At 35.9% G+C, this 25,559-nt stretch carries 22 protein-coding genes; 17 read left to right on the plus strand and 5 right to left on the minus strand.

Going from position 1 to position 25,559, the window contains the following annotated elements; genetic code table 11:
- Window positions 1-159: 159 nt before the first annotated feature.
- Window positions 160-1,167 (minus strand): DUF1002 domain-containing protein, encoded by a 1,008-nt coding sequence (locus tag AC1RPN_RS06285; RefSeq protein WP_481761768.1) that lies wholly within the window; start codon window positions 1,165-1,167, stop codon window positions 160-162.
- Between the two features lie 225 nt (window positions 1,168-1,392).
- Between AC1RPN_RS06285 and AC1RPN_RS06290 the strand changes: the two genes are divergently transcribed.
- The 3 genes from AC1RPN_RS06290 (at window position 1,393) to AC1RPN_RS06300 (ending at window position 3,068) form a co-directional block, all read left to right on the plus strand.
- Complete coding sequence (locus AC1RPN_RS06290) at window positions 1,393-2,502, plus strand: NADH-dependent flavin oxidoreductase (protein ID WP_481761767.1); 1,110 nt, start codon at window positions 1,393-1,395, stop codon at window positions 2,500-2,502.
- Between the two features lie 154 nt (window positions 2,503-2,656).
- A complete protein-coding gene (locus AC1RPN_RS06295) occupies window positions 2,657-2,887 on the plus strand; it encodes a helix-turn-helix domain-containing protein (RefSeq protein ID WP_481761766.1) in 231 nt (76 codons plus the stop codon).
- Window positions 2,865-3,068, plus strand: a complete 204-nt coding sequence (locus tag AC1RPN_RS06300) for a hypothetical protein (protein ID WP_481761765.1) — start codon at window positions 2,865-2,867, stop codon at window positions 3,066-3,068. The genes AC1RPN_RS06295 and AC1RPN_RS06300 overlap by 23 nt, the downstream gene beginning before the upstream one ends.
- A 56-nt stretch (window positions 3,069-3,124) precedes the next feature.
- Here the strand turns inward: AC1RPN_RS06300 and AC1RPN_RS06305 are convergent, their stop codons facing one another.
- The gene (locus AC1RPN_RS06305) at window positions 3,125-3,580 is read right to left on the minus strand and encodes a MerR family transcriptional regulator (protein ID WP_481761805.1); all 456 of its coding nucleotides are present in this window, start codon (window positions 3,578-3,580) and stop codon (window positions 3,125-3,127) included.
- Between the two features lie 172 nt (window positions 3,581-3,752).
- Between AC1RPN_RS06305 and AC1RPN_RS06310 the strand changes: the two genes are divergently transcribed.
- From AC1RPN_RS06310 to AC1RPN_RS06335, 6 genes are all read left to right on the plus strand, one after another.
- Window positions 3,753-5,213 (plus strand): MDR family MFS transporter, encoded by a 1,461-nt coding sequence (locus tag AC1RPN_RS06310; protein ID WP_481761764.1) that lies wholly within the window; start codon window positions 3,753-3,755, stop codon window positions 5,211-5,213.
- A complete protein-coding gene (locus AC1RPN_RS06315) occupies window positions 5,213-5,965 on the plus strand; it encodes a DUF4811 domain-containing protein (protein WP_481761763.1) in 753 nt (250 codons plus the stop codon). Before AC1RPN_RS06310 ends, AC1RPN_RS06315 begins: the two co-directional genes overlap by 1 nt.
- Window positions 5,966-6,096: 131 nt before the next feature.
- Window positions 6,097-7,026 (plus strand): alpha/beta hydrolase, encoded by a 930-nt coding sequence (locus tag AC1RPN_RS06320; protein ID WP_481761762.1) that lies wholly within the window; start codon window positions 6,097-6,099, stop codon window positions 7,024-7,026.
- 137 nt (window positions 7,027-7,163) lie between these two features.
- Window positions 7,164-9,587 carry a hypothetical protein gene (locus AC1RPN_RS06325; protein WP_481761761.1) on the plus strand — a complete coding sequence of 808 codons (2,424 nt, stop codon included), beginning with the start codon at window positions 7,164-7,166 and terminating at the stop codon, window positions 9,585-9,587.
- Window positions 9,588-9,638: 51 nt separating this feature from the next.
- Window positions 9,639-11,738 carry an L-type lectin-domain containing protein gene (locus AC1RPN_RS06330; protein WP_481761760.1) on the plus strand — a complete coding sequence of 700 codons (2,100 nt, stop codon included), beginning with the start codon at window positions 9,639-9,641 and terminating at the stop codon, window positions 11,736-11,738.
- Window positions 11,739-11,853: 115 nt separating this feature from the next.
- Entirely contained in the window at window positions 11,854-12,567 is a 714-nt protein-coding gene (locus AC1RPN_RS06335) for a hypothetical protein (RefSeq protein ID WP_481761759.1), read from the plus strand.
- Between the two features lie 35 nt (window positions 12,568-12,602).
- On the opposite strand, the gene AC1RPN_RS06340 is transcribed toward AC1RPN_RS06335, so the two are convergent.
- Together AC1RPN_RS06340 and AC1RPN_RS06345 are read right to left on the minus strand one after the other, a co-directional pair.
- Entirely contained in the window at window positions 12,603-13,436 is an 834-nt protein-coding gene (locus AC1RPN_RS06340) for an undecaprenyl-diphosphate phosphatase (protein ID WP_481761758.1), read from the minus strand.
- Between the two features lie 140 nt (window positions 13,437-13,576).
- A complete protein-coding gene (locus AC1RPN_RS06345) occupies window positions 13,577-15,016 on the minus strand; it encodes an amino acid permease (RefSeq protein ID WP_481761757.1) in 1,440 nt (479 codons plus the stop codon).
- Between the two features lie 256 nt (window positions 15,017-15,272).
- Here AC1RPN_RS06345 and AC1RPN_RS06350 point away from each other — a divergent pair, with 256 nt between their 5' ends.
- From AC1RPN_RS06350 to AC1RPN_RS06385, 8 genes are all read left to right on the plus strand, one after another.
- Window positions 15,273-16,829: a hypothetical protein gene (locus AC1RPN_RS06350; RefSeq protein ID WP_481761756.1), complete on the plus strand. Its 1,557-nt coding sequence runs from the start codon at window positions 15,273-15,275 to the stop codon at window positions 16,827-16,829.
- A gap of 200 nt (window positions 16,830-17,029) precedes the next feature.
- Window positions 17,030-17,662, plus strand: a complete 633-nt coding sequence (locus AC1RPN_RS06355) for a WxL domain-containing protein (protein ID WP_481761755.1) — start codon at window positions 17,030-17,032, stop codon at window positions 17,660-17,662.
- Window positions 17,663-17,711: 49 nt separating this feature from the next.
- Entirely contained in the window at window positions 17,712-18,428 is a 717-nt protein-coding gene (locus AC1RPN_RS06360; RefSeq protein ID WP_481761754.1) for a WxL domain-containing protein, read from the plus strand.
- A gap of 30 nt (window positions 18,429-18,458) precedes the next feature.
- Window positions 18,459-19,136 (plus strand): WxL domain-containing protein, encoded by a 678-nt coding sequence (locus AC1RPN_RS06365; protein WP_481761753.1) that lies wholly within the window; start codon window positions 18,459-18,461, stop codon window positions 19,134-19,136.
- A gap of 41 nt (window positions 19,137-19,177) precedes the next feature.
- Window positions 19,178-19,849 carry a WxL domain-containing protein gene (locus AC1RPN_RS06370; protein WP_481761752.1) on the plus strand — a complete coding sequence of 224 codons (672 nt, stop codon included), beginning with the start codon at window positions 19,178-19,180 and terminating at the stop codon, window positions 19,847-19,849.
- Between the two features lie 93 nt (window positions 19,850-19,942).
- Window positions 19,943-20,284, plus strand: a complete 342-nt coding sequence (locus AC1RPN_RS06375) for an LPXTG cell wall anchor domain-containing protein (protein WP_481761751.1) — start codon at window positions 19,943-19,945, stop codon at window positions 20,282-20,284.
- 134 nt (window positions 20,285-20,418) lie between these two features.
- Window positions 20,419-21,021 carry a pentapeptide repeat-containing protein gene (locus tag AC1RPN_RS06380; protein ID WP_481761750.1) on the plus strand — a complete coding sequence of 201 codons (603 nt, stop codon included), beginning with the start codon at window positions 20,419-20,421 and terminating at the stop codon, window positions 21,019-21,021.
- A gap of 213 nt (window positions 21,022-21,234) precedes the next feature.
- The gene (locus AC1RPN_RS06385; RefSeq protein WP_481761749.1) at window positions 21,235-23,670 is read left to right on the plus strand and encodes a hypothetical protein; all 2,436 of its coding nucleotides are present in this window, start codon (window positions 21,235-21,237) and stop codon (window positions 23,668-23,670) included.
- Between the two features lie 46 nt (window positions 23,671-23,716).
- On the opposite strand, the gene pepF is transcribed toward AC1RPN_RS06385, so the two are convergent.
- Complete coding sequence (pepF, locus tag AC1RPN_RS06390; RefSeq protein ID WP_481761748.1) at window positions 23,717-25,525, minus strand: oligoendopeptidase F; 1,809 nt, start codon at window positions 25,523-25,525, stop codon at window positions 23,717-23,719.
- Window positions 25,526-25,559 lie beyond the last annotated feature (34 nt).

A 25,559-nucleotide genomic window follows, 5' to 3' on the forward strand; every position in this document is an offset into this window, starting at 1 on the left:
ATGCGGCACTTACTATTAATAGGATGAAAATGACACTTAATATTTTTTTCTTCGTGATAGTATCATGCCTCCGTTTGATTAGTTAACTAAAAAAACCTACAGTAAGATTTTTAGTCTAAAACTGTAAGTTCTTCTTAAAACCTATATGGTTAGTTTTATTTATGAAATCCAAGAACTAATAGCTGACCAGATAGCGTTAAAAAATGAAACAATTGCGTCCCAAATTTTTTGTAGGAAGTTTCGATTTTCAGCTGTGTCTAATTTGCTGAAAATATCTTTAGCACCATCTTGAATATTTGTTGCAACTTTACTTGCTTGTGATTTGAAATTTGATGAATCTAAAGCACCTGAATCACGAATCTTGATTAACACGGCAATAATATCTTGTTTTTGATTATCAGTAATGACATTTGTTAAGTTATTATTTGTGATTTGGTTATTTACAATAGTAGTAATTTGATTATTTGTAATAGAACTACCTTCTTTAGCCATATCATTTTTAGCACCGGCTACAGCGTTATTCAATTGTGAATCAGTATACCCATCTTTGCTTTTATTGGCTTGTGTAATGTCACTTAAAGTCGACATTTCATTTTGTGCGGCAGTGACTTGTTTTGTATTTAGAGCGTCCCCGTTTGTAGCGAAGGCTGCATAAACACCAGCTAAAGCACCTGATCCATCTATTGGTGTAGCAGAAGTGACATAGATATTGGCATCAGTTACACCAGCTGTTAATGCGGCGTTTTTATATTGGTTTTCTGTAATTGTGGTGATGTTATTTTTACCATTGTAGTCTAAAATTTCAACGTTGATACCAGAACCACTGCTCGTTTTTTGAACCATAGCAGATGACCAGACACCTGAAGTTGATGTAAATGAGCCACCAGAACTATTGAGATATTTAACTAAAGTTGCGCCATTTACGGGTAATGTCGAATATGAAGAACTACCGTTTAAGCTAGCTGTTAAAGTTGAAAGTGTTCCTGATTTTTGTGAATCTGTTAAACTTGTTCCTAATGTGACAACTGGATTTGACCAGTCAGTTGTTGTGCCCGATGTTGATGAAGCTGAGCTTGAATCATTAGTTGCAGCAGAGGCAACAGATCCTAGACTCAAGACAGCTAATGTTGTAAGAGTTACTGTATAAATTAATTGTCTGAATTTCATAATGGTTTGCTCCTTAAATAGCATGTATTTTAATTTTATTATACCTATCTGATGAAGGAATCATAATAATTGAGTTTGAATAATAGAAAAAATTAAGATTTATCATCATTGAGAGATTTCTTTGTAAGTGAGACAATGAGCGCATCATTTAATCTAGCAACATAATTTTGAGTAGTATGGTATGACTAATTTAAATAAAACTAACGACTGAATGGGAGAATAACGATGACAAAAAAGATGACGGATACCTTTAGATTCAGGCGGGGATTGGAATTGAAAAATAGAATCTTAATGGCGCCAATGACCGTTAAGATGAGCTACTATGATGAAGTTGTTACACATGATGAATCAGATTATTATGCACTACATTCAGGCGAAGTTGGGGCTGTTATTACGGCAGCTACCAGTGTCCAAGCAAATGGAAAAGGTTGGGAAGGCTCACTTGCCATCTATGATGATAAGTTTATTCCCGGGCTAACGAGATTGGCATCGGCAATCAAAAAGAATGGGACTAAAGCTATTTTACAAATTTTCCATGCGGGTCGTATGACAAATTCAACGGTACTTAGAGGACAATTACCAGTTTCAGCCAGTGCTGTTGCGGCAGAAAGACCAGACGCAGAAATTCCTAAAGCATTGTCAGAAACTGAAATTTTAGAGTTGATTGAATCCTTTAAATCAGCAACAAAACGAGCAATTAAAGCGGGATTTGATGGCGTTGAACTGCATGGTGCGAATACGTATTTACTACAACAATTTTTTTCACCACACTCAAATAGACGTCATGATGCTTGGGGTGGCACGCTTGATAAGCGATTTAAATTCATTAATGATGTAGTTGATGGTGTTATTGAGAGTGTTGATCAATCAGGTGTAAAAGATTTTATTGTTGGTTACCGCTTTTCGCCTGAAGAATATGAAAAGCCAGGTATTAGTATGGAAGATTCAATGATTTTGATTGATAAACTTGCTGATAAAAAATTAGATTATCTACATATCTCATTAGGTAAGTATAATAGTGTTTCGAGAAATATAAATTTCAATGAAAAATCAAGAATGGATTATGTCCAAGAAAAGATAAATGGTCGTGTTCCATTAATCGGGGTAGGAGATGTTCGGACTCGGGAAGATGTTAATGGTGTTTTGGCTAACGCTGATTTAGTAGCCGTTGGTCGTTCACTCTTAATTGATCCTAAGTGGACATCAAAGTTATTGAATGGACAAGAAGAAACTATAAAAAGAACCTTAGCTAAAAATGATCGGGAAAAATTAATGGTTAGCGATGGTGCTGTTGAATTTTTAAAAGATATGATGCCTGAGCGGTTAGTTGATTAAAAAACAAAACTAAATCTAGACAAATAGTGTGTTGCAAATTTAATTTGCCGCATGCTATTTTTAGTTGCGGCCCTTTCAACTAGCGGTTGCCTGTTGCACCCCTTGCTGTATGCTAATATTTGAGATGTTAAATAGAGGAAAGAAGGTTATAGGGATGAAAATTATATTTGCGGAACAACTCGTTAAAATACGTAAAGAGAAAAAAATGTCACAAGAAGAATTGGCAAATCAATTGTTTGTATCAAGACAAGCTGTATCAAAATGGGAAACAGGAGAAGCTGAACCTGATTTGGGAAAAATTGAATCGGTAGCCAAAATTTTAGACGTCCCTGTAGAAATATTACTTTTTGGTGGCGATGCCAGTGAAAAAAACGTCAGAGTTTAAAACTAGAATTAAACGATTTATAGAAGAAGATGAATCAGATAAAGATTGGCACGAAAATCATAGATGGCGTGAGTGGCAATATAAACCGATTAATAATGGGTGGGAATTCCTAGCTCGCTATTACTGGATTATTTTTGCACTCATTGGCATGATTGCATGGGGGATTATGGGTCTAAAATAGATATGATAATAAAGAAGCTTTCAATACTTGTCTACAAACAAGTATTGAAAGCTTCTTTATTTTACCGGAACAACTTTTATTTCAGTTGAGTCATCATGAATGACAATGTATAACGTTTGAGTTTCTTCTTTATCAAAGAAACCGAGATTAATACAGGGTAAACCATCGATTTCTTCCACGCCAACGAAACGATCCGTAAATATCTGACGAACCATTTTACCCATTTCTTTATGGGCATTTGCTTTAGCGGCAGCTGTTTTAAGTGTAAATCCAGAGTCTAAGTAAGATTTAATTAATCGAATAATTGATAAGGTATGGTAAGAATATTTTCTATTCTGATTTTTATTAGTATTAATAGAATCAATAAAGCCTTTTTGTTCCCAATAACGAATTTGACTCTGAGTGAGCCCAGTTGTTTCGGCAATTTCACCGATTCCGATTGAAAATGTATCATTCTTCATAATAACGGCCATTCTTTTTGCATAATCTTTAATGTTTGCAATATCGTCCATATCTGCCAAACGAATATACCTCCTAAATAAAAATTTATCTAACAATCTCATTGTGATGTTTACTATACTGATTATATATATATTAAAACGTTTGTCAACTTACTTGACATTAAAGCGAGATAGTCTTATATTAGTCTTCGAAGATAAATTAAAGAAAAAGAAGGTTTTAAGTATGGATGGATTAGATGCAAAGGGTAAACCATATAATCGCCCCATGCTAATTGCAATTTTATTAGTAGGGACATTTTGTACGGTTTTGAATCAAACAATTTTAGCAACTGCATTTCCAACATTAATGGATGAATTTGACGTAACAACGTCAACTGTTCAATGGTTAACAACAGGATTTATGTTAGTCAACGGGATTTTAATTCCAGTTAGTGCATGGTTAAGTAGTCGTGTAAATACCAAATGGTTATACATAGGTGCTATTGGTATCTTTGAATTAGGAACAGTTTTAGCATTTATCGCACCTAATTTTGGGGTATTGTTAACAGCTCGCTTAGTTCAAGCAGTCGGTGTTGGGGTAACAATGCCTTTATTACAAACGATTATGCTTTCAATTTTCCCACCCGAAAAACGTGGTGCTTCAATGGGACTTGCCGGTTTAGTTATCGGACTAGCTCCTGCAATTGGACCTACACTTTCAGGTTGGGTTATTGATAATGCTTCATGGCGTGATCTTTTTGGTATGATTATTCCATTAGTAGGAATTGTTTTTGTGGCTTCTTTCTGGTTTATGAAACCGGTCATCAAAACACACAAATCTAAAATTGATGTCTTATCATTGATTTTATCAACAATTGGATTTGGTGGCTTACTTTATGGATTCTCAACAGTTGGAGATAACGGCTGGGGAAGTACCTCAGTACTTAGTTTCCTTGTTGTGGGTGTTATTTTTATTGGTTTATTCATATGGCGTCAATTAACAATGGAAAATCCTTTCTTGGAATTACGTGTTTTTGCTTCCCAAGAATACACAATTGCAGCCGTTTTAAGTTCAATTGTTAACATGGCTATGATCGGTGTTGAAATGATTCTACCAATGTATCTCCAAATTGTACGTGGAGATAGCGCATTTGAGTCAGGATTAACCTTATTGGCTGGTGCTTTAATGATGGGGATTATGAGTCCGATAACGGGACGATTATTCGATATTTATGGTGCTAAGAAATTGGCAACTGGTGGTATGTTCTTATTAACACTTGGTACAATTCCATTCGTTTTCTTAACAAAAGATACGCCAACTTTATACATCACAATTATGTATGCAGTTCGTATGTTTGGGATTTCAATGGTTATGATGCCAACAACAACATCAGGGATGAATGCATTACCAGCTAACTTGATGGGTCATGGAACGGCTGTTAATAATACAGCTCGTCAAATCGCAAGTTCAATCGTAACAGCGGTTATGATTTCCGTTCTAACAAATGTAACAACAGCTGCATTACCAGCTAAATCAATGCTTAAATCGGCACCATTAGATTACAAAACAAAAGCTATTGATGCGACATTAAGTGGTTATCATGCTGCCTTTATCATCGCAGTCGTTTTCTGTGTGGTTGGGCTCGGATTTTCATTCTTCTTAAAATCAAAACAACAAGTTTTAAAAAATGGAGGTAATAAATAATGATTATTTTATTATTAATTCTTTCAATTATTTTATTCTTCCTTACGTGGAACCTCATCCGTAATAATGTACTGAGCTACATTTTAGGTGGCATTTTTGCACTTTGTATTATTCTTACAGGTGGCTTAATTGTTGCTAACTACAGTGCACATTATGGAATGGAAAAAGTAACGACAACTAAGACAGAACAATTAGCTTCTAGTTCTAAAGAGATGGACATGTTACTATATCAGCCTATCGGTACAGATGGATCTGAAAAAGTCGTTATTTATAAAAATACGGCATCACAAAAGAAAACAAAGGCAACTAAGACAGACGATACAACTAGCAAGATTGTTGAAAATGCTAAGAGTAACAAATTAGTTACTAAAGAAACCCGTTGGACTTATAAAGGTAATGGGTATCGATTAATGTTTGGTATCGCTAATAACGATAAAACTTTAGTAAAACGTACGCATACATTCTACGTTAAAAAGAGTTGGACAACATTAACGGTTAAGCAAGCTAAGGCCATGCCTAAAATTGCTAAAGTAGAAGCAGCTAAAATGAATACAAAGGCAGGAAAAGCTAAACTTGCTGCGGATGGTGCTACTTTTGTTAAAGCAGCTGTCACAAATGCTATGATGAAAGATGCATCAATCTCGAAAGCTGATCAAGCTAAGATTGCAGAACAAGCAACAACAATTTTCAAGGCACAAACAAAAGCAAAAGTAATGCAAAACGTATTAAAAGAAGTTAAAGAAATTAAATAAACCGTTATTTATTTAGTAACCACACTAGTTTATCCAACTAATGTGGTTATTTTTTTAAATTAAAACGTGAATTATAAAATAAACAATGCTATAATACGTTAATGGCATAAACGATAAAGGAGTTTCTTTGAATGAAAAAGAAAATTATAATTTGGATTGTCAGTATTTTAGTGTTATTAGCGGTTGCAATTACAGGGGGTAGTTTCTATCTCTATCACTATGCCATTCAAAATACAGAAAAAACATTAACGGGAACATCAAAAGGAACACCAAAGCGAACAATTGAAGCAAAAAAATGGTTGGCCAGTACTAAAAAAGAAAACTGGACAGAAACATCAGCAGGTGAAAATTTAAAATTAGTTGCTGACTATGTACCGGCGGCAACTAAATCTTTAAAAACAGTTGTTGTGGCACATGGTTACATGGAAAATAAAGAAAGTATGGCTTCATATATAAAATTATTTCATGATAATGGCTATAACGTTTTAGCGCCAGATGATCGAGGCCAAGGTAAAAGTCAGGGCGATTATATTGGTTTCGGATGGAAAGATCGCTTAGATTACATTAAATGGACCAAAAAATTAATTGCCGAAAAGGGAACAGATCAAAAGATTGGCTTGTTTGGAGTTAGCATGGGTGGTGCTACTGTCATGATGATGAGTGGTGAAAAGTTACCAACTCAAGTTAAAGCAATTGTTGAAGATTGTGGTTATACAAATGTTGAAGATTTGTTAGCTTATCAATTGAAACTCCAATTCAATTTACCAAAAGAACCATTAATAACAACTTCTAGTTGGGTAACTCAGTTACGTGCGGGCTACTCTTTTGCAGAAGCTGACTCTGTTAAACAATTAAAGAAAAATAAATTACCAACATTATTCATTCATGGCGACAAGGATGATTTCGTTCCTAGCGCAATGGTTTATGACAACTACAAAGCCTCAGCAGGTACGAAGGAATTGTGGATTGTGAAGGGCGCAGGTCACGGAAAAGCGTTCAGTAAGGATCCAGAATTATATACTAAAAAAGTCGTTAAGTTTATGAATGATAATTTAGATTAATAATAAAATCATTTATTTTTTAAATAACATCAAAAAGTGTGGGGGTACCCTCTATTTTTGATGTTTTTTTTTGTCTGTATCATGCTATCATATTAGTTATTATAGATGAACTTTGGGGAAAATAGGTGGGGGCCAACATGAAAATTAATAATAAATTAAAATTAACACTACTAACTTTTGGGTTATTCTTTTTAGTTAATGTAACAAGTATCAAGGCAGATGCGGATTATGATTCTGCAAAAGCATCAGCACCTCGAGCAATTTTAATGACAAATTTATTCCAGACGGGTACTGGTGCTGGAGTAGTAGCAACTAGTGGTATGGTCGAATTAACCGATACCAATAAAGATCCTAATTCGACTAATCTGGCTGCTAAAACGATGGTTAAAATTACGGATGCTAAGAATCAAAAAGCAGCAATTTGGTCAACAGACGAAAATTCATTTGATATTAATACAAGTAGTAAAGCTTCTATGTGGATTTATTTTGGTAGCAAAACGAATACTGCTGGGGATGGGATGGCACTTGTTTTTCAAAATGATGCAAAAGGAAATGCTGCTATTGCAACTAAAGCAGGTGAAACGTTAGGTGTTTGGGGAGACGATTCAGTGGGTACGGGATCCCCCAATAATACTGCTAGAGGCGCTATTCAAAATAGTTGGGCGCTAGAATTTGATACTCATTTGAATAATGGTAATAGTTCAGGAAACGGATTTGATTTAGATCCTAGTTTAGCACCTAACCATATTGGTAGTGGGTATCCAGCTGTTGAGGCAACATACACGGATAATCATACAATCTCTTCTTCAGTTAAACTAAATCATTTAGGCCTTATTAATTATAATGGGTTCTTATCAAATCGGGCATGGCATCATGTGACAATTGATTATAAATCAGTGAGTGCGAGTGCTGGGTCAATGACATATACGATTGATGATAAAAAACCAATTTCAGGAACAGAAGACTTGGATCCTACTGAAGATACAAGTCAGACAGGGCAGACGGCAAGTGTTCCAATTGATAAATCGAAATTTAATTCTACAACGGGTAAAATCCGTTGGGGATTTACAGGGTCAACGGGTGACTCTTTTGAAAATAACTTAGTTATGTTTGAAACTGTACCAGGTCTTGTTAATGCGACTGCGGTACAAACTATGACGGATATTACACAAAATAACAAGGATGTCTCGGCTAATGGAGAAGTAAAAGCTGGAGATAAAGTAAAATTCAACACTACCGTAACTTACGATAGTGGAAAACAATCGTGGACAGGCATAGGTGGATATTTAAAATACCCGGCTAATAATATAAAATGGACTGGGTATGAAATACCTAACGATTTTGGTACAGGAAAATTTCCTAGTAATATCTATGGAAGTGACCCTGCTGGGTTATCCGGCGCGCAAATACCTGAATTATCTACACCTGGACAAAGTTCACATATTTCATTTATCGGTGAAGTAATGCCAGTTGAAGTGGATACACCAGTGACTGTTTCAGCAGGTCAATTCATCGGAAGCAATGCAATGATTGATTCTAATCCTATTAGCTATACGATTAAAGCATCACCAAAAACAGCCTTAACGATTGATGGCCTTAAAGATATTGATATTAATTATGGAACGGATGCGACGATTAGTGGAACGGTAAAATCTAGTTTAGGTGGAACTTTTGCTAAAGGAACAACGGCCAGTGTGACACTTAATGAGGATACAACACCTATTAAGGGTGATGTCGCAACGGATGGTACATTTAACGTAACGATTCCAAAGGACAAACTAACCACTGGCGAATATTCTTATAATGTTCAAGTAACAGATCCAGATGGTAATACGACGCAAAAATATACACAAAAAATTAATATTAAACCCGTTTTAACTTTAAATGATAATAAAGGAACCGTTGTAGCGCCATATACATTGATTTTCCAAGTAGCTGATAATAGTGCAGCGTTAACAACGTACTATAAAGAAGGAAGTACTGGAACACCTGTTGAATTAGAAAAATATACAAATACTAAACCAGGTTCGACACAAGATCATAGTGTAGCACTAGATACAACTAAGTTTGCCATTGGAACGCACGAGTTAACTATTTATTCGGTTGATTCTGAAGGAAACATTTCTAATAACCAAACAATCTCTGTTGTCGTAGGATTGTTGAGTATTTCATCAGATGATTCAATTAATTTTAATAATAAAATACCAGCGAAAAGAAGTATTTTAAACCGTGCTTCAAGCTATATGCTTAAGTTAGAAACGTCAGCAGCTAAAAACTGGACATTGTCTGTGACTGCAGGACCACTAACTGCAGCAAGTGATAAAAGTACTTTAAAGCATTCAACTATTGGGTTTCGTAATTCAAATCAGGAAAACACGTTACCGCTTTCTCCAACGTATGGTACAATAGTGTCTACAGGAGTAGGTCAAGCAACTACGGTTGAAAAAAGTTGGTCAGCAGATTCTGGAATTGTATTGGATGTTGAACCAAGTGAAATTAAAGTAGCTGAAACCTATAGTTCTGAATTAGATTGGACGCTAACGAATGTACCAAATAATTAATAATAAACTTAATTGTCGGTTAAATTCAAATGTCCGGGGGGAGATAGGATTATGACAATATTACGGCTGAAAGCTGTACTTTTTACAGGTGTGTTAGTGACATTAGGGCTTAGCTCTACAGGTGTTAATGCTGATGATTATTCTAACGCAGTGGCATCGGCACCAGACGCATTAGTATCAAATGGACTTTTGACACCTGGAACAACAGGAACACAAAATAATGCAAAAATTGTAACATTCGATGCTAGTGGTAATGTTGTTTCTGAAACAGCAGATAACGCAGATAAATCAATTATAAAAATTACGGATGCAACTAACCAAGTGGGATCTGCCTGGTCTACAGCAAACAATAAATTTAATCTTAATAAAAATAATAAAATGTCAATGTGGATGTATTTCGGTAATCAGGGTGCTAATTCTGGTGATGGGATGGCTTTTGTTTTACAAAATGATAGCCGTGGTCTCAGTGCTATTTCTGGTGGAGGCGAATCATTAGGTGTTTGGGGTGTTGATAAAGGTGGATCAGAATCTACCGTTGCAGGAACAGCTATTAAAAATTCATGGGCGTTAGAATTTGATACACATAAAAATAGTGAGGCAAGCAAGGGTAACGGATTTGATAATTTAAACACTATCCAAGACAATCATCTGGCAAGCAATTATCCTAATCAAAGGGCTACTTATGAACAAAATGGTTTTTTAAGTAAGTATAATAAATTAACTCATGATGGACTACTTGCTGTCGCTGACTTATCTAATGGAAGATGGTGGCATGTGTCAATTGATTATAAATCAACGTCTACAACTGCCGGCTCAATGACCTATACTATTGGAGATAAAGTCCCCGGTACGGGTGATGTATTAGGTGGTGGTCTTGCAAAGACAGTTCCAATTGATAAAAGTAAATTTGCGAGCACTGATGGTCAAGTGACTTGGGGATTTACGGGCGCAACAGGCGGTAACTGGGAAACAAATTTAGTGATGTTTGAAGAAATATCTGATTTAGTTTCTGTTACGGCGACGCAAAAAGTGACAGATACTACCCAGAACAATAAGGACATTACCGCATCAGGAATTGCTAACAGCGGGGATAAACTTAATCTTCAAACAACTTTGAAATACAATGATGGAAAGCAAGATTGGAAAAAAATCGTTGCTTCGTTAAAAACGCCTAATGCTGTGACGTTAGACAAAGAAGGTATCATTAAATACGCCGATGGAACAACGCAAACATTTGATACAACAACTAAAGATGGTGTCATTACATCAAGTCTAAATAAAAACTTATCAAAAAGTAATGATACAGCAACGATCAGTATGAATGGGACAGCTAAAATTGTTGCTACAGATACCAAAGTAACAAGTCCAATTAGTACATTTAATGGTCAAAATACGATAGTAAGATCTCAGCTAGCTACGTTTACCATTAAGGCATTAAAGCAGAAGATGACACTTTCAGGATTGCTTGATAAAACAATTGATAGTGGTCAGTCGATTAAAGTTACGAGTAACGTTAAAACAGATACACTAATGGAAAATGATAACGTTACGATAACAACGATGCTGAATGGTAAAGCCTTTAGTGATAAATCAATGCTATTCAATAAGTTGGGTAGCATTGACTACGCTGAAGTGCTGCCTGCAGATAAGTTAAACGTTGGAAAAAATACTTATACGGTAAGTGTTGAAGATCAATATGGTAATTCAGTAACGGGTCAAGAAATTATCACTGTTAATGATCCAGGTGTTTTAGAAATAGCATCGGTAACGGGTGCATTAAATTTTGGACAAAGTGATATTCCAATACCCAACGAAGAAACAACCTATAGCCCTGTAGAAGAATTAAGTATACAGGTAGTTGCATCGGTACCAGGTACATGGAATTTAAAGCTGACTGGAACTGATGTTGTTGGAGCCAGCGGCACTGTGCTAAAAGATGCATTAATTTACAAAGAAAAAGCGACAGATATTGGGACACCTTTAAAAGACCATTCGATAGATATTGCGGGTGGGAACTCATCTCCTAACCAGATAACTAAAACGTGGGCAAAAGATACGGGAATTCTATTGCGTGTTAAACCTAGCGAGGTTAGAAGTGAAGAATATGATGCTTCAGTGCAATGGAATTTGAGTAATGTACCAACTAAATAAGTAGTATTAGTGAAAAAGGATAACAAAAGTTATCCTTTTTTTATTTATGTTTTGCAATTATTGCCATCTAGGATATTATGGACTATGTAGAGAGAATACGGAGGATAGATAACTAATGAAAATGACCGTTGAACAATTCATGTCCGCTATTGAGTTAGAGGCGTACACAAAGATTTTTTATACTGCCACACCAGAAGATGTCCAAGCGATTGGTGTACCAGAATTATTCGCTAAGTGTTATGCTGATTTAGAAAACAATGTACGGGATGGTAAGCTTGTAGAAGTTCAATTGATGATTGAATATCCTGAAGGTACCGCAATTTTTACACTTGAAGCAAATATCCTTAATTTACCATACAAATATTATAAAAAGTTACCCAGCTTCTTTAATGAAGTAACAGATGAAGCAGAAGTTAATGTCTATCTGATTGTTGAGTCACCAATTCTGAACGCATCTAAATTAAGAATCGATGAAATTACATCTGTGACTAATTATTTAGAAAACCCCAGTGATCATAATATGACAAGCACAACTATGATTGCTGAAAAGATAGCTTTCCTTGAAAATCCACCTATTATTGAAGAAAAAGAACCAGTTGTCGTTGAAAAGAAAAAGAAAGCTCCAGCTAAGAAAAAACCAGCTGTTAAAAAGAAACCAGCAGTTAAAAAGACGACGGCTACAAAAAAAGCGACAACAAAGAAAAAAACGACAACTGTAAAGGCGGCAGCCAAGAAAAAGCCCGTGGCCAAAAAGGTACCCGCTAAAAAGAAACCGGCTGTAAAGAAAGTAACTACTAAGAAAAAAGCACCAGCCAAGAAAACTAAATAAAAAAACGCCGATATTATCGGCGTTTTTTTGTCTAATTATTTAATGAAGAAATAGTAAACGAGTAGCAAGGCACCTAAAATAATACGGTACCAACCAAATGGTTTGAAATCTTTCGACTTGATGTAACCCATCAAGAATTTGATTGCAACAATTGAAACTAAGAATGCGACTACACAACCAAGTAATAAGACGGCTGTTTGATCACCGGTAAAGCTATAACCATTATGGAAGTATTTAACTAATTTGAGTAGACTGGCACCGAACATAACTGGAATTGATAAGAAAAATGAAAATTCAGCAGCAATGAATCGAGAAGTCCCTAATAAAATGGCACCTAAAATAGTTGCACCAGAACGTGATGTTCCGGGAATTAAAGCAAGAACTTGGAAAACACCGATTAGTAACGCTGTTTTGTAAGTAACTTGATTGAATGATGTAATAGAAGGAACAGCATCGGCTTTTTTGTTTTCAATAATAATGAATAAAACACCATAAATAATTAACATTAAGGCAACAACTGGGAAATTATATAATTTCGCATTTAACCAGTCATCAGCAACTAACCCAATCACAGCAGCTGGAAGTACAGCTACAATGACTTTACTCCATAGAGACCACGTATCTCTTTTTTCTAATTGCGATTTTTTTGGAGAAAAAGGATTTAATTTATGGAAATACAACACACAAACTGCTAGGATAGCGCCCAGTTGGATAACAACGAAGAACATTTCCATGAAAGCAGCATTTTCTTTTAGTTGTAAAAATTCGTCAACTAAAATCATATGTCCCGTTGAACTAATAGGAAGCCATTCTGTAATTCCTTCGACAACTCCCAAAATAATAACTTTTAACATAACAATAATATTCATACAAATAGATTCCTTCCAAAATTTTATTTAACTGCTCTAGTATACCTAATATGAAAATTAAAAACCATAAAATTAAATAAACCTTATGCTTTTAGGCATAAGGTTTATTTGTGAATATAAGATTTTAGTTAAGATTAATTTTATAGGGCTTTTTTGTTACCGCGACGTGCAATTGCAGGGAGGATTAAACCTAATGCAACTAAGACAAGTGGTGTGACAATATTAAGTGTTAATTGGAACAAGTAGTTAGAAGGGCTATCTGAGTAGTTTAATTTAGGAACAACTCCTAGGATACAAGCGAATGCAGTGAATAAGAAACACCAAGCACCAACAATGTAACCAACGACAGGATTCTTAACAAACTTGTAACCGGCTTTGAAATTCTTCAATTGTTTGTTTAATAGCATGTAAGCGAAGAATACCCAGAGATAACGCATAGGCATGACAACCGCATTTAGGTTCAATAACCATTTGTATAATGCGTTCATGTTACCAATCCCGATTGCAGGAATGATAATTAAAATACTAACTAAAACACCAGTCATGGCATAACCATTAACGGGAGTTCCTTTTTTATTAAGTTTTGACAAGCTTTTAGGAATGAAGTTTGGATCAGCATCACCTAAAAGAATTTTTAATGGTGCATCAATTGAGAAAGCAAGCGCTGAAATTTGAGCCATCGCATTGGCAATTGCGTATAGAATCATGAATAAATTACCTACGTGATAGAAACTACCAAGACGTAAGAAACCTTCGTAAGGACCATTTGTGATTAAATCATCAGGGATGTTAGTTCCGTTAAATAAGAATCCCATAGCGAACGAACCTAAAATAGCACAGATGGCAACCATTGCGGCCAATGCTAACATTCCTTTTGGAAATTCTTTAGCTGAGTTTTTTGTTTTATTAACATAGGGAGAAATCTTTTCAGCACCACCAACAGCGAAAACTAACATTGAAATCGTTGTGAAGTAGGCGAAGTTAAAGTTAGGTAGATATGATTTAATGGCACCCATATCAGGTGTTTGAATTTTAGCATGCGTCATGAATGGCGCTGAAACTGCCAACAAGATGAATAATAATGACATAACGAACATTGCTGTTCCGGCAACACTACCAATTCGACTTAAAGTAGCAAGTCCCTTTGAGGCAATCCATAAGAAGAAAATGAAAATGACTAAGCCCATAAGTGAAACGGTCATAGCAGAAGTTTCATTAACGAAATTTCCGTTACCTTTGAATAACCAACTAAAGGCAATTAAAATACCTTGTGGTTTTTGTGCTAGGTAAGGAATATGTACGACCCAATAAGTCCAAGCTGCATAGTAGGCAAGTCTCTTGGTTGAAGTTTCTTTCACCCATGAAGACACACCACCGCTGGCATCTTTAAATGTTGAGCCTAATTGACCAACAATTAAAGTATAAGGAACAAAGTAAAAAATCATGATTAAAATCCAAGATGTAATAACAGTGAGTCCTTGGTTAGCAAAGTTGTTAAAGACATTTGCAAGTCCCCAAACGGAAACGAATGCAATTAAAGCAACGTTATACCAACGTAATGTTTTTTCTGATTCTAGCAAAATAATAGCCTCCATATGGATAAAATATTTTATGATACTGGTGCAGTGATAGCTATGGTTAAGTATAAAGAAAAATGAAATAAAGTACAATCAAATTTTGTGATACATACTATAAGAAGTAAATATAATTATGATTAAAATGTCAAAAAAACACATCTAGGTCGCAAATGTTGAATGTTGTCTACCGAATATAGATGATATTATAACGGTAATTGGTTAACGACATAAACTAAAAAGAGAATCCTGGGGGATTATTATGAAACCAAAAAATAGAATTGTGATAGGTAGTTTGTGTGCGATGATGTTGTTCGGGGGAACAGCGTTGAATGAAACTATATCAGCAAGTGAACAAGAAGAAGCAACTAGTTCAAGTATTGCGACTATAAAAGAGCAAACTTTAGAAAATGTATTAAGTGAATCAACAGAATCAAATAAGGCAGATTCTAGTAGCTCAAGTAGTAGTGTATCTGATGAAAAAATAGATTCAGAAGTTGATACGACAAATGCAACAAGTTCAGAATCAGCGTCGTCTACACTATCTAGTGAAAAACTAGATAGTCAAAAAGACGAAAAGAAACAAGTAGAACAGGCTAAAAAACAAAGTAGCACAACACGTACGTTATTTGATGATTATAAAAATGCAGAGATTGTAGGGATGTTTCTGGGTGGAAGTAAAAAAACGATTAGCATTGACGATGTACTTAGCAAAGAATCAACAATAATGCCTGCAGATGCAGCGTTAGCTGACCTATTTTATAGTCAGGATGATGCGGGTAATGGAAATAGCGTTGATGGCTCAGGAACACCAGAAGGATCACCTGGGTACTATCCTGCCGTATCTTTAGATAACTACGTATTCAATGTGCAAGTAACCAAACCAGATAGTACGGCAACAATTTACGCACCTTTTCATCCAACATCGTATGATCCAATAGAAACACTCATGCAAGCACCAGTTACAATTAAAAATTCTGATCTAGCAATTGGGGAAAATAAAGTTGAGCTTACAGCTACAAGAGTAATAGGTGGGGGAACTAGTTTTCCAACTAAGGGAACTATCATTGTAACCATACCAAATCCTAAGATTAAAGTAGATGCAATTGCAGGCGATAAATTAGACAGTACGACTAATACGGATATCCCAGTAGTTGATGTCGCAAGTACTGAGTACCCAGTGAGCTACACGGTGAATAGTGATCATGCAACGACCTTAACAACTCAAATTACAGATTCTTATGGTGATGTAGCACACACCAGTCAATATAAGGAGGAGTACGATAATAGTAAAACGCTAGGTAAAGATCATACTAATACGATTAAGATGACCGACTTGACGGTTAAACAACATACAATAACCGTCACAACAACGGATGATCAAGGTAATGCGACTGTTAAAAAATTCATCCTTAATGTTAAAAAACCAACTAAAACGTTAAAAATTAATAGCATTAATAATTTAAATTATGGAGATAAAATTAAAATACCAAATGAAAAAACCAATTTAACACCATTAATTGGTCTTAATGTGGACCTTTCAGCTGTGGATGCCGGTAACTGGGTGTTGACTGTAAAATCAACAGGATTAACTGATGATCCAGATGCTTTGGTCTTTAAAAGTGATGCCAATGCTACAGAGCAAATCATTAATGATGCTGGCATAACCGTTTTATCAGGTAATGGTGTAAATGATACAGGAAAGGAGTTTAACGATGATGGAACCGGTATTTTGTTAAAGGCAGATCCATCAAAGCTTAGAGCAACTGCCTATAAAGCAGACTTGAATTGGACATTATCAAGTGTCCCAGTAAAATAACGTCAAAAAATGACACCTAACACGTAAATGTTGGTCGTTTTAAATGAAATAATTTTGGTATTATAATTTTATAGAAAAGAATAACTAAATAAGAATTAAGTAATTATGACTGTCAAAAGAAAACACTTAACCATGAAATATTGACCGTTTTTAGGTCAAATATCGACTATAGTGAGTGTATACGAAAAATGGGGGAAACAATGATGAAAAAAACTTTATTAACAACAGTAATGATTAGTGGTGTGGTATTAGGTTTCGGAACAATAAGTAAGGTATCTGCAGCAGATACTGCTACATCAAAAGATACAACGGCAAGTGCCACGTTTACAGCTGGCGGAATAGATCCAACAGATCCTAATAGTGCATCATTGTCAATTACAAATGTCACAAGTAAAGTTGATTTTGGTAAAGAAGCAATTTCTGCAGCGAATACTACATTAAATTCAAATAGTGGTATTAATGTAAGTGTTAGTGATCTTCGTGGAACATTTGTTGGTTGGAGCGTTAAGGTTAGTGGTACACCATTTATGAGTGTTGTAGATACTGTTGCTGATCCTACAGCTAAATCTGTAGAACTAGAAGGTGCTACATTGTCACTCCCTGATGGTACTGCATCGAATAATATTGGTGACGTACCTGAGGTAACAGCAACAGCTACAGGCAACGTCTTAGATGGTGGTGCAACAATTAGTGCACCTGTTGACAAAGGTGCAGGGGAAACTACAACAAGTTATGCACAAAAGGGTATTAACTTAGGGGTTGTTGGTGGTACAGCACATGCTGCTGCATACTCAACAACATTAACTTGGACATTGACTGACGCTCCTGCTTAATTAGGTTAGAGTCGGGTGAAATATTAAAAAAATTTGGGGGAAATATATTATGAAAAAAAGTTTAACAAGTTCATTATTAGCAACAACAATTTTAGGTGCAGGTTTAGCAGTATCAAGTAACGTAAATGCTGCAGATACTGTCTTACCAGATAGTGCAACAACTGACGGTTCAGTAACATTTACACCAGGTACAGATCCAACAGACCCAGTTGACCCAACAGACCCAGTTGACCCAACAGATCCTGGTGATGGTGGTGGCGGTGAAACAGGACATGCTGGTCCTTTAGCAATTGTATATGCAACAAAGGCTGTAACATTTGGGATTCCAAAAGATGATGGAACTGGTTCTGTTAGCACTACTGTACCTGTTTCAGCAAGTAAACAAGACCTTAAAGGTAGTAACTTTATTTCTCTTCAAGTTGCCGATACTCGAGGAACAGATGCTGGTTGGACATTATCAGTTAAAGCAGATCAATTCAAAAGTACAAAGTCTGGCGAATTAGCTGGAGCTGTCTTAGCTTTAGGTAAAGGTGATAATACCTTAATTGGTACCGGTGCTACACCAACACCTGCATCAGCTGCTGCAGTTGCAGCGGTTACTGATGGTGGAACTGTCTTATCAGCTAAAACAGGCGAAGGTGCTGGTTTAAATGCAGATAAGATTCGTGCAGACAACATGACTTTGACAATTCCTGCAGGTTCAGCTAAAGCTGATACTTATGCAACAACGTTAAACTGGAGTCTTTCAGACGTACCAGCTGTTTAAATTAAATAACAAATTCGGGGGAAATAAATTATGAAAAACGTATTAACAAGTGCATTATTATCAGCAACAATCTTAGGTGCAGGCTTAGCAGTATCAGGTAGCGTAAACGCTGCTGATATGACACCTGCAACAACAACAACTGGTGTTCAATTTAAAGCTGGCGATGAAGGACAAGTTATCCCTCCAGTTGACCCAACAGATCCAACAAAACCAACAGAACCTGGGGATAACGGTAATACTGGTAACAGTGGTAATCTTGCTATTATCTATGCTACTAAAGCAATTAGTTTTGGTACTGAAAATGAAATTACGGCAAATACGGTTAACTTAACGTCTGATACAGATGTTGCAGTTGAAGTTGGTGATGTTCGTGGAACAAATGCTGGTTGGACTTTATCAGTAAGTTCTAAGCAATTAGCTAACGCTGATGAATCAGAAAAACTTGGCGGCGCTGCAATTAGTTTAGGCGCAGGTGCTGTTTCAGTTGGTAATGGTTCTACAGCTAACCATGCAGTGTCATCAGCAATTGCTGATACAACAACTTCTGGGGTTGTTCTTGGTGCTACAGCAGACGCTGGTGCAGGTATTAACGTTGATAACATTAAAAAAGAAAATGTTAAATTAACAATTCCAGCTGGCGTTGCTAAAGCAGATATCGCGTATGCTTCAACGTTAACATGGACTTTATCAGATACACCAGCTGTTTAATTATTTACAATAAAAAAGATAGAATTATGGGGGATTAGATTATGAAAAAAGGTTTAACAAGTGCATTATTAGCAGCAACAATTTTAGGTGCAGGTTTAGCAGTTTCAAGTCATGTAAATGCAGCAACACTTGCTCAAGGTGCATCAACTGATGCTAGTGTTTCGTTTAAGGCTGGCGATGAAGGACAAGTAATCCCTCCAGTTAACCCAACAAACCCAACAGACCCAACAGATCCTGGTGATGGTGGTGGAACTGGTAATAGTGGTAACCTTGCTATTGTCTACGCTACAAAAACAGTAGACTTTGGTTCAGATATTGAAATTCCTACAAAAGCATTGACTGTTAAATCAGCAAAAGATCTTGCTATTGAAGTTGGGGATGTTCGTGGAACAAATGCTGGTTGGGCACTTTCTGTTCAAGCTGACCAATTTAAGAGTGGTAGTGATGAATTAACTGGTGCTGTTCTTTCAACAGGCAAAGGTAAAGTAGTTGTTGCTGAAGCAACAACTGGAACAACTACAGCTGTTTCAAATGCTGTTACAGATTTAACAACAGCTGGCGTTGCTTTAAATGCTGTTAAAGATACTGGTAGTGGTGTTACTGTTGATACACTTGCAGCTGGAGACATTTCATTAACTGTCCCTGCTGGTGTTGCTAAAGCAGAAGCTTACTCAACAAAAATGAACTGGACACTTTCTGACGTACCTGCTTAAATAAGTTGTTTAAAAAGCATTATATGGTGGCAATCACTATATAATGCTTTTTAACAAGAATCTTTAAAGTATTCCTTGGGGGAGGTTAGTCTCATGAAGAAAAAGATTATGATTATAGCAATGTTACTTTTGGGAGTTGTCATGCTGAATACTAATCAAATGGTTAGTGCGGCAACAACCGAAGCCGGTTCTACGAATGTGACTATCGGTTTTAAAGAGAATACCAAAGTGACACAACCAACTAGTGTACCTGAAAGAAAAACGACTGTTAATCCTGAAAAAGACATAAAAGGCTCAGTATCATCTGTAGGTGGTATTTTACCACAGACAAATGAAGAAAAATCTGTGATGGTTGTCTTAGTAGGATTCGTTCTAATATTAGGAGCACTACTATTATTCTTTATTAAAAAGGATAAAAAAGAAAATAAAGGTTAAAGAAAAGATAAATCAGAATAATCTGATTTATCTTTTTTATTATCTTCTAACTAAAAAAGGTCTTAAGTATTTGTGAATAAATATGTTAAAATTTATAAATAGCGTTTTAAGTAAACATTTAGGAGTGAATTATTTTGGATAATCAAGTTGTTGAAGGACAAACCATTTCATTTGATGATATTAGATATGGATTAACTTACCATAATTGTACGATTGAGGCTTCTTTTGAGACAGTACGAGTTGATTCAGTCACTTTTGATCATTGTACCTTTGAACAAACTGACTTTGTGCGTAGCGAATGGTTAGATACTGTAATTGATCATTGTGAGTTTTTGAACGCAGAATTTAATGAAAGTTATTTTTTTAGAACTGAAATTAAAAGCTGTCGGATGATGGGGTGTGACTTTTCTAATCGTACTGTTTTTAAAGAAACGACATTTAGAGATTGTCAGTTAAGCTATTCTAATTTTAGTGTCGCTAATTTCCAAGAAGTTGAATTTAGACGTTGTGATTTAAAAGAAACCAGTTTTCAAGCGGTTGAAATCAAGAAGAAATTAACATTCCCTGAAAGTAATATTGAAGGTTGCGATTTTATTGAGACCAACATGAAGTCTGTGGATTTCTCTGAGAGTGAATTTGAAACAGTTATACTGGATCCTAAGCTGGTTCGTGGATTAACGATTAATGCTTACCAGGCAACAATTTTAGTTGCTTTATTAGGTATTAAATTGAAGTGAGCTTACAATATTGTAAGCTTACTTTTTTATTTAATGATACATTATAGCTGACGAATACTGGTATACCAATTGGCATACAGGATTAAATAACTATTACCTGAAAAGGACCCTAAAACCATCAAATAATGAGCGTTTATAAGAAATTTATGGATAATATTAATTCTATTTAAGCGTATACTATAAGTAATAAAGATAGAGAATGGGGTGCGGGTTATGGGGATTAATCATAAAAAAATAAATTTATTAGTGTTTGTTTTAGCGGCGACTTTCTTAGCTACTTTTTCAAGTGTGTCGGCAGAAACAGATTATAATTATGCAATACAGACCGCGCCAAGTGGGATCACTTTGAATGGTATATTTCAACGCGGAACTGGGGCTGGTGTATCTGAAGTTAGTAAAACAGTTAATTTAACGTCTGGAAATGTCATAACAACGGATGCAAATGCTGCTACAAAATCGGTCGTAACAATTACTGATAATAAAGATCAAAAGGCAGCTGTTTGGTCAACTGATGGTAATACATTCGATTTGAACAAAGATTCAACAGCGTCAATGTGGGTATATCTTGGTAATGGAGGCGCTGCAGCCGGAGATGGTATGGCATTAGTATTACAAAATGATGCTAAAGGAAATGCAGCTATTTCAACTGGTAGTGGTGAAACATTAGGTGTTTGGGCTAATGATATACTACCTGAGGGTATTTTTGGAACAACATCAGGTTATAGTGATGTTTCGAAACTAGTTAAAACAGGGATACAAAACAGTTGGGCGTTAGAGTTCGATACCTTTAATAATGGGGGTCAAACTTCCGGGAATAGCTTTGATTATACTGCTGTCACAGGTAATCACATAGCTAGTGGTTATCCTGCAGATACTAATAGTTATACACGGGATAGTAAAGACTCGGGTTTTTTTCCAATACACACCGCCTATTTTTACTATCAAAATCACCTTGGGTTAATTGATTACGGAGCAAATCTATCTAACGCGTTATGGCATCATTTGACGTTGAAATATTCTGCTGGAACGAGTACAACAGGCTCTATGACTTACACAATTGATGATAAAAATCCAAAAACAAATGTTATGACAACAGGTAAGAGCGCGACTGTGTCAATTGATAAGGCTAAATTCAATTCGAATGGCGCAGTTCGTTGGGGATTTACTGGATCAACGGGTGGTAGTTATGAAACTAACTTGATAATGTTTGAAAAAGTTCCAGGTTTAGTTGATGCAACTGCAACTCAGACAGTAACAGATACAACTCAAAAAAATAAAGATGTTACTAATGATGGTCTAGTACACTCTGGAGATTCATTAGATTTTGTAACAAATTTAAAATATTTAGGTGGTAAACAAGATTGGAAAACAATTAGTGCTGGCTTGAAGGTTCCCAATAATGTGACGTTAAAAACGGGAACAATTACTTATTCAGGGGCAGCAACGGACTCAGAAACCATTGATTTAACAAAGATGTCAAATGGGGCAATTGTTAAGGTCCTTAAGAATGATTTATCAACAGCTAAGTATTCAAGTGCAAAAGTAACACTTACAGGAACTGCTGACAAAGTTGCAGCCGATACAGTTGTTAATAGTCCAGTAAGTGAATTTTCTGGATCTAATGCGGTTATCCAATCAAATGCAGCCAAATTCACAATTGGAGGCACACGAACATTAACGATATCAGGAATTAATGACATCAAGGTTAATCAAAATGAAGCAGCAACTATTGCCGGAACAGTAGTTTCAAGTCTTGGGGGAACTTTCCCAGCAGGAACGACAACTGCAGCAATTAAAGTCAATGGTAGTTACTCAGTATCAGCTAACGTCGGAACAGACGGTAAATTTAGTGTTAGCGTTCCAAGTAGTCAATTAAAGGTTGGTAAAAACCCATATACTGTGATGGCAACTGATCAATATGGGAACCAAACAACGTCATATACGGCTGATATTATTGTGAACTCTAATAAACCAACGTTTACTTTAGATGATAGTGGTACAACAGTGAATGCGCCTTATTCTTTGAGTTACCATGAGTCTGATGATAGTGCAACCATTAAAACGTACTATCAAGAAGGGTCAAATGCACCTGTTTTAATGGAAACATATGATAACGTAAAAGCTGGTCAGGACCATTCTGGAACTTACAAATTACCAGATAACTTAGCAATTGGTAGTCATGTTTTAACTGTTTATGCTGTCGATACAGACGGTAATAAATCTGACGTGAAAACTATTACTGTCGTTGTTTCAGGTAAAATGGGACTAACAACTAACGGTAGTTTAAATTTTGGGACAACTAAAATTCCAGGAAAAACGACAATATTACCTCGTCAAACTGATTTTTCTGTAGCATTAGAAACATCATTACCTGGGACTTGGCAGTTGTCAGTTTCAGCAAGTGATCTTACTTCAGATAGTAATACAATTAAAGATGCGATTGTGTATCGAGCAACAGCCGGAGATAAGGCTCAAGTTTTAGGTTCGGCAAGTCTTGAAATTTTGTCAGGAACATCAACGACAAAAACGACAACCGTACCATGGGACAAAGATGCGGGTGTTTTGGTTAAAGCAGATCCAAGTGAAATCCATCGCGGTTCATATACAGCCCAGGTAAAATGGGTATTAAGTAACACACCACCTGCATAAAAAATAAAGGAGAGACACTAAACTTTTTAGTGTCTCTCCTTTATTTTTAAATTTCTTTCGTTAAAGCAATGATTTTATTCACGGTATCATCTAAAAATTGAATTGTTTGATTGAGAGGTTCATCCGTAGTGATATCAACGCCTGCAACTTTAGCTGCTTCAATTGGGGCTAATTCGCCACCTAATTTTAAGAAGGCAAGCCAAGCTTCTGTCGTATTTTCTGGATCTTTCAATAAGTTCAAGTGTGCTTGTGTTGAAATGGCAAGACCTGCTGAATATGTGTATGAATAGAGGCCCATGTAATAGTGTGATTGGCGCATCCAAGTTAGTTCAGCACCGTCATTTATTTCAACATCTGGTCCCCAGAATGCTTCAAGGACATGACGTTTAATTTCACTTAATTGATCACCATCAAATCCTTGTCCAGCGTCAATGAGTTGATAAACTTCACGTTGGTAAGCTGCTTCAAGTAAATGGGTCACAAAGTTATGGAAATAAGTATTCGTTAACATTTTTGAATAAGCAAAACGTTTTAAGCGAGGTTCACTTGATTGATTTTCAATTGAACTTGTTAGTAATAGTTCATTGAATGTAGAAGGCGCTTCAACCAAATAAGTAGAAGGTTCACTACCCAAAATTGATTGGTTATCCTGTGTTAAAATGGCTTGCCCTGCATGACCGAGCTCATGAATTAAAGTATAGACATCGGCTAATTCGTTCGTCCATGACATTAAAATATAAGGATGTTTGCCATAAGGAGTTGTTTCAAAGCCACCCGTTTCCTTACCAATATTTTGTGGAAAATCAACCCAACGTTCTGGGAATGAACGAGCAACCATGGCTTGATAGTCAGATCCAAGTGGCGCAACTGCATCGTTGACATATTTCTTAGCTTCTTCAATTGAAACTTCTGGTGCGAAATCAGGATCTAAATCGATTTGTAAATCAGCAAAGGTCATTTTATCTAAACCGCGAACTTCTTTGACATGTGCAGCGTATTTTTGCATAACAGGTGCTAATTTAGTCATGATTGTATCAATTTGACGATTGAATAATGAACGGTCAACTTCTTGTTCTGCTAATAAGTAATCAAAAACTGAATGATAGCCACGTAAAGTAGCAATTCTTTTCTCCATAGATACTTGATTATAATAGTTAGCCGCAATTGTATGCTTATAATGATTTAATGTTGTTGAGAAGCTTTTAAATGCTGCATGACGAATAGCTGCGTCTGGATTGTATTGGTACGTATTTTCATATAAAACAAATGACATTGGATATGTCACACCATTTACTTCAAAATCAGAAAAGTCCATATCAGCTGCTCGAGTTTGACCGTAAACTGATTCTGGTGCAGAAAAATTAGGTTGGAAGGTCGCAAGGACTTGTTCAACCTCAGGACTTAACTGGAATTCTTTTTGTTTCTTTAATTGACGAATATAAGCTTTTAATTTTGGATTTGTTGCAACAACGTCGTCCAATAATTTAACTGGATTTTCTAGTAATTCAATATCAAAGAAAACCAGTTTTGTCGTAATTTCGGCAGAAAGTGCTTCAAAATCGCGCATTAACTGATTGGCTGTTGCATCAGTAATATCAACTGCTTGCTGTAAAAATGCATAATGTTCAATATGTGATAAGCGAGTGTAAATATCTTCCAAGTCATTGAAGGCGGTACTAATTGGAGCTAGTTCTCCTAAATGGCTATGGTAAGTAGAAACAAAGGTTTGAACGAGGTCACGAACTAAATCGATATCCGTCTGGAATGCAAGATCATTTGGATAAATGGCTGTTAAATCCCATGTTAGTGCTTCAGGTACTTCATTTCTATTAACTAGTTGGTGAGTTTTTGTCATAATCGTAACCTCCTAATGTTTGTATGGTTAGTAT

The sequence above is a fragment of the Dellaglioa sp. CoH-57-MRSF-20 genome (assembly GCF_056781955.1).

What these genes read in the sequence shown, in the direction of transcription:
- AC1RPN_RS06365 (WP_481761753.1), top strand. Translation starts at nt 18,459, where the DNA reads ATGAAAAACGTATTAACAAGTGCATTATTATCAGCAACAATCTTAGGT.
- AC1RPN_RS06330 (WP_481761760.1), top strand. Translation starts at nt 9,639, where the DNA reads ATGACAATATTACGGCTGAAAGCTGTACTTTTTACAGGTGTGTTAGTG.
- AC1RPN_RS06385 (WP_481761749.1), top strand. Translation starts at nt 21,235, where the DNA reads ATGGGGATTAATCATAAAAAAATAAATTTATTAGTGTTTGTTTTAGCG.
- AC1RPN_RS06355 (WP_481761755.1), top strand. Translation starts at nt 17,030, where the DNA reads ATGATGAAAAAAACTTTATTAACAACAGTAATGATTAGTGGTGTGGTA.
- AC1RPN_RS06340 (WP_481761758.1), bottom strand. Translation starts at nt 13,436, where the DNA reads ATGAATATTATTGTTATGTTAAAAGTTATTATTTTGGGAGTTGTCGAA.
- AC1RPN_RS06315 (WP_481761763.1), top strand. Translation starts at nt 5,213, where the DNA reads ATGATTATTTTATTATTAATTCTTTCAATTATTTTATTCTTCCTTACG.
- pepF (WP_481761748.1), bottom strand. Translation starts at nt 25,525, where the DNA reads ATGACAAAAACTCACCAACTAGTTAATAGAAATGAAGTACCTGAAGCA.
- AC1RPN_RS06360 (WP_481761754.1), top strand. Translation starts at nt 17,712, where the DNA reads ATGAAAAAAAGTTTAACAAGTTCATTATTAGCAACAACAATTTTAGGT.
- AC1RPN_RS06375 (WP_481761751.1), top strand. Translation starts at nt 19,943, where the DNA reads ATGAAGAAAAAGATTATGATTATAGCAATGTTACTTTTGGGAGTTGTC.
- AC1RPN_RS06370 (WP_481761752.1), top strand. Translation starts at nt 19,178, where the DNA reads ATGAAAAAAGGTTTAACAAGTGCATTATTAGCAGCAACAATTTTAGGT.
- AC1RPN_RS06305 (WP_481761805.1), bottom strand. Translation starts at nt 3,580, where the DNA reads ATGGACGATATTGCAAACATTAAAGATTATGCAAAAAGAATGGCCGTT.
- AC1RPN_RS06310 (WP_481761764.1), top strand. Translation starts at nt 3,753, where the DNA reads ATGGATGGATTAGATGCAAAGGGTAAACCATATAATCGCCCCATGCTA.
- AC1RPN_RS06335 (WP_481761759.1), top strand. Translation starts at nt 11,854, where the DNA reads ATGAAAATGACCGTTGAACAATTCATGTCCGCTATTGAGTTAGAGGCG.
- AC1RPN_RS06290 (WP_481761767.1), top strand. Translation starts at nt 1,393, where the DNA reads ATGACAAAAAAGATGACGGATACCTTTAGATTCAGGCGGGGATTGGAA.
- AC1RPN_RS06295 (WP_481761766.1), top strand. Translation starts at nt 2,657, where the DNA reads ATGAAAATTATATTTGCGGAACAACTCGTTAAAATACGTAAAGAGAAA.
- AC1RPN_RS06350 (WP_481761756.1), top strand. Translation starts at nt 15,273, where the DNA reads ATGAAACCAAAAAATAGAATTGTGATAGGTAGTTTGTGTGCGATGATG.
- AC1RPN_RS06320 (WP_481761762.1), top strand. Translation starts at nt 6,097, where the DNA reads ATGAAAAAGAAAATTATAATTTGGATTGTCAGTATTTTAGTGTTATTA.
- AC1RPN_RS06285 (WP_481761768.1), bottom strand. Translation starts at nt 1,167, where the DNA reads ATGAAATTCAGACAATTAATTTATACAGTAACTCTTACAACATTAGCT.
- AC1RPN_RS06325 (WP_481761761.1), top strand. Translation starts at nt 7,164, where the DNA reads ATGAAAATTAATAATAAATTAAAATTAACACTACTAACTTTTGGGTTA.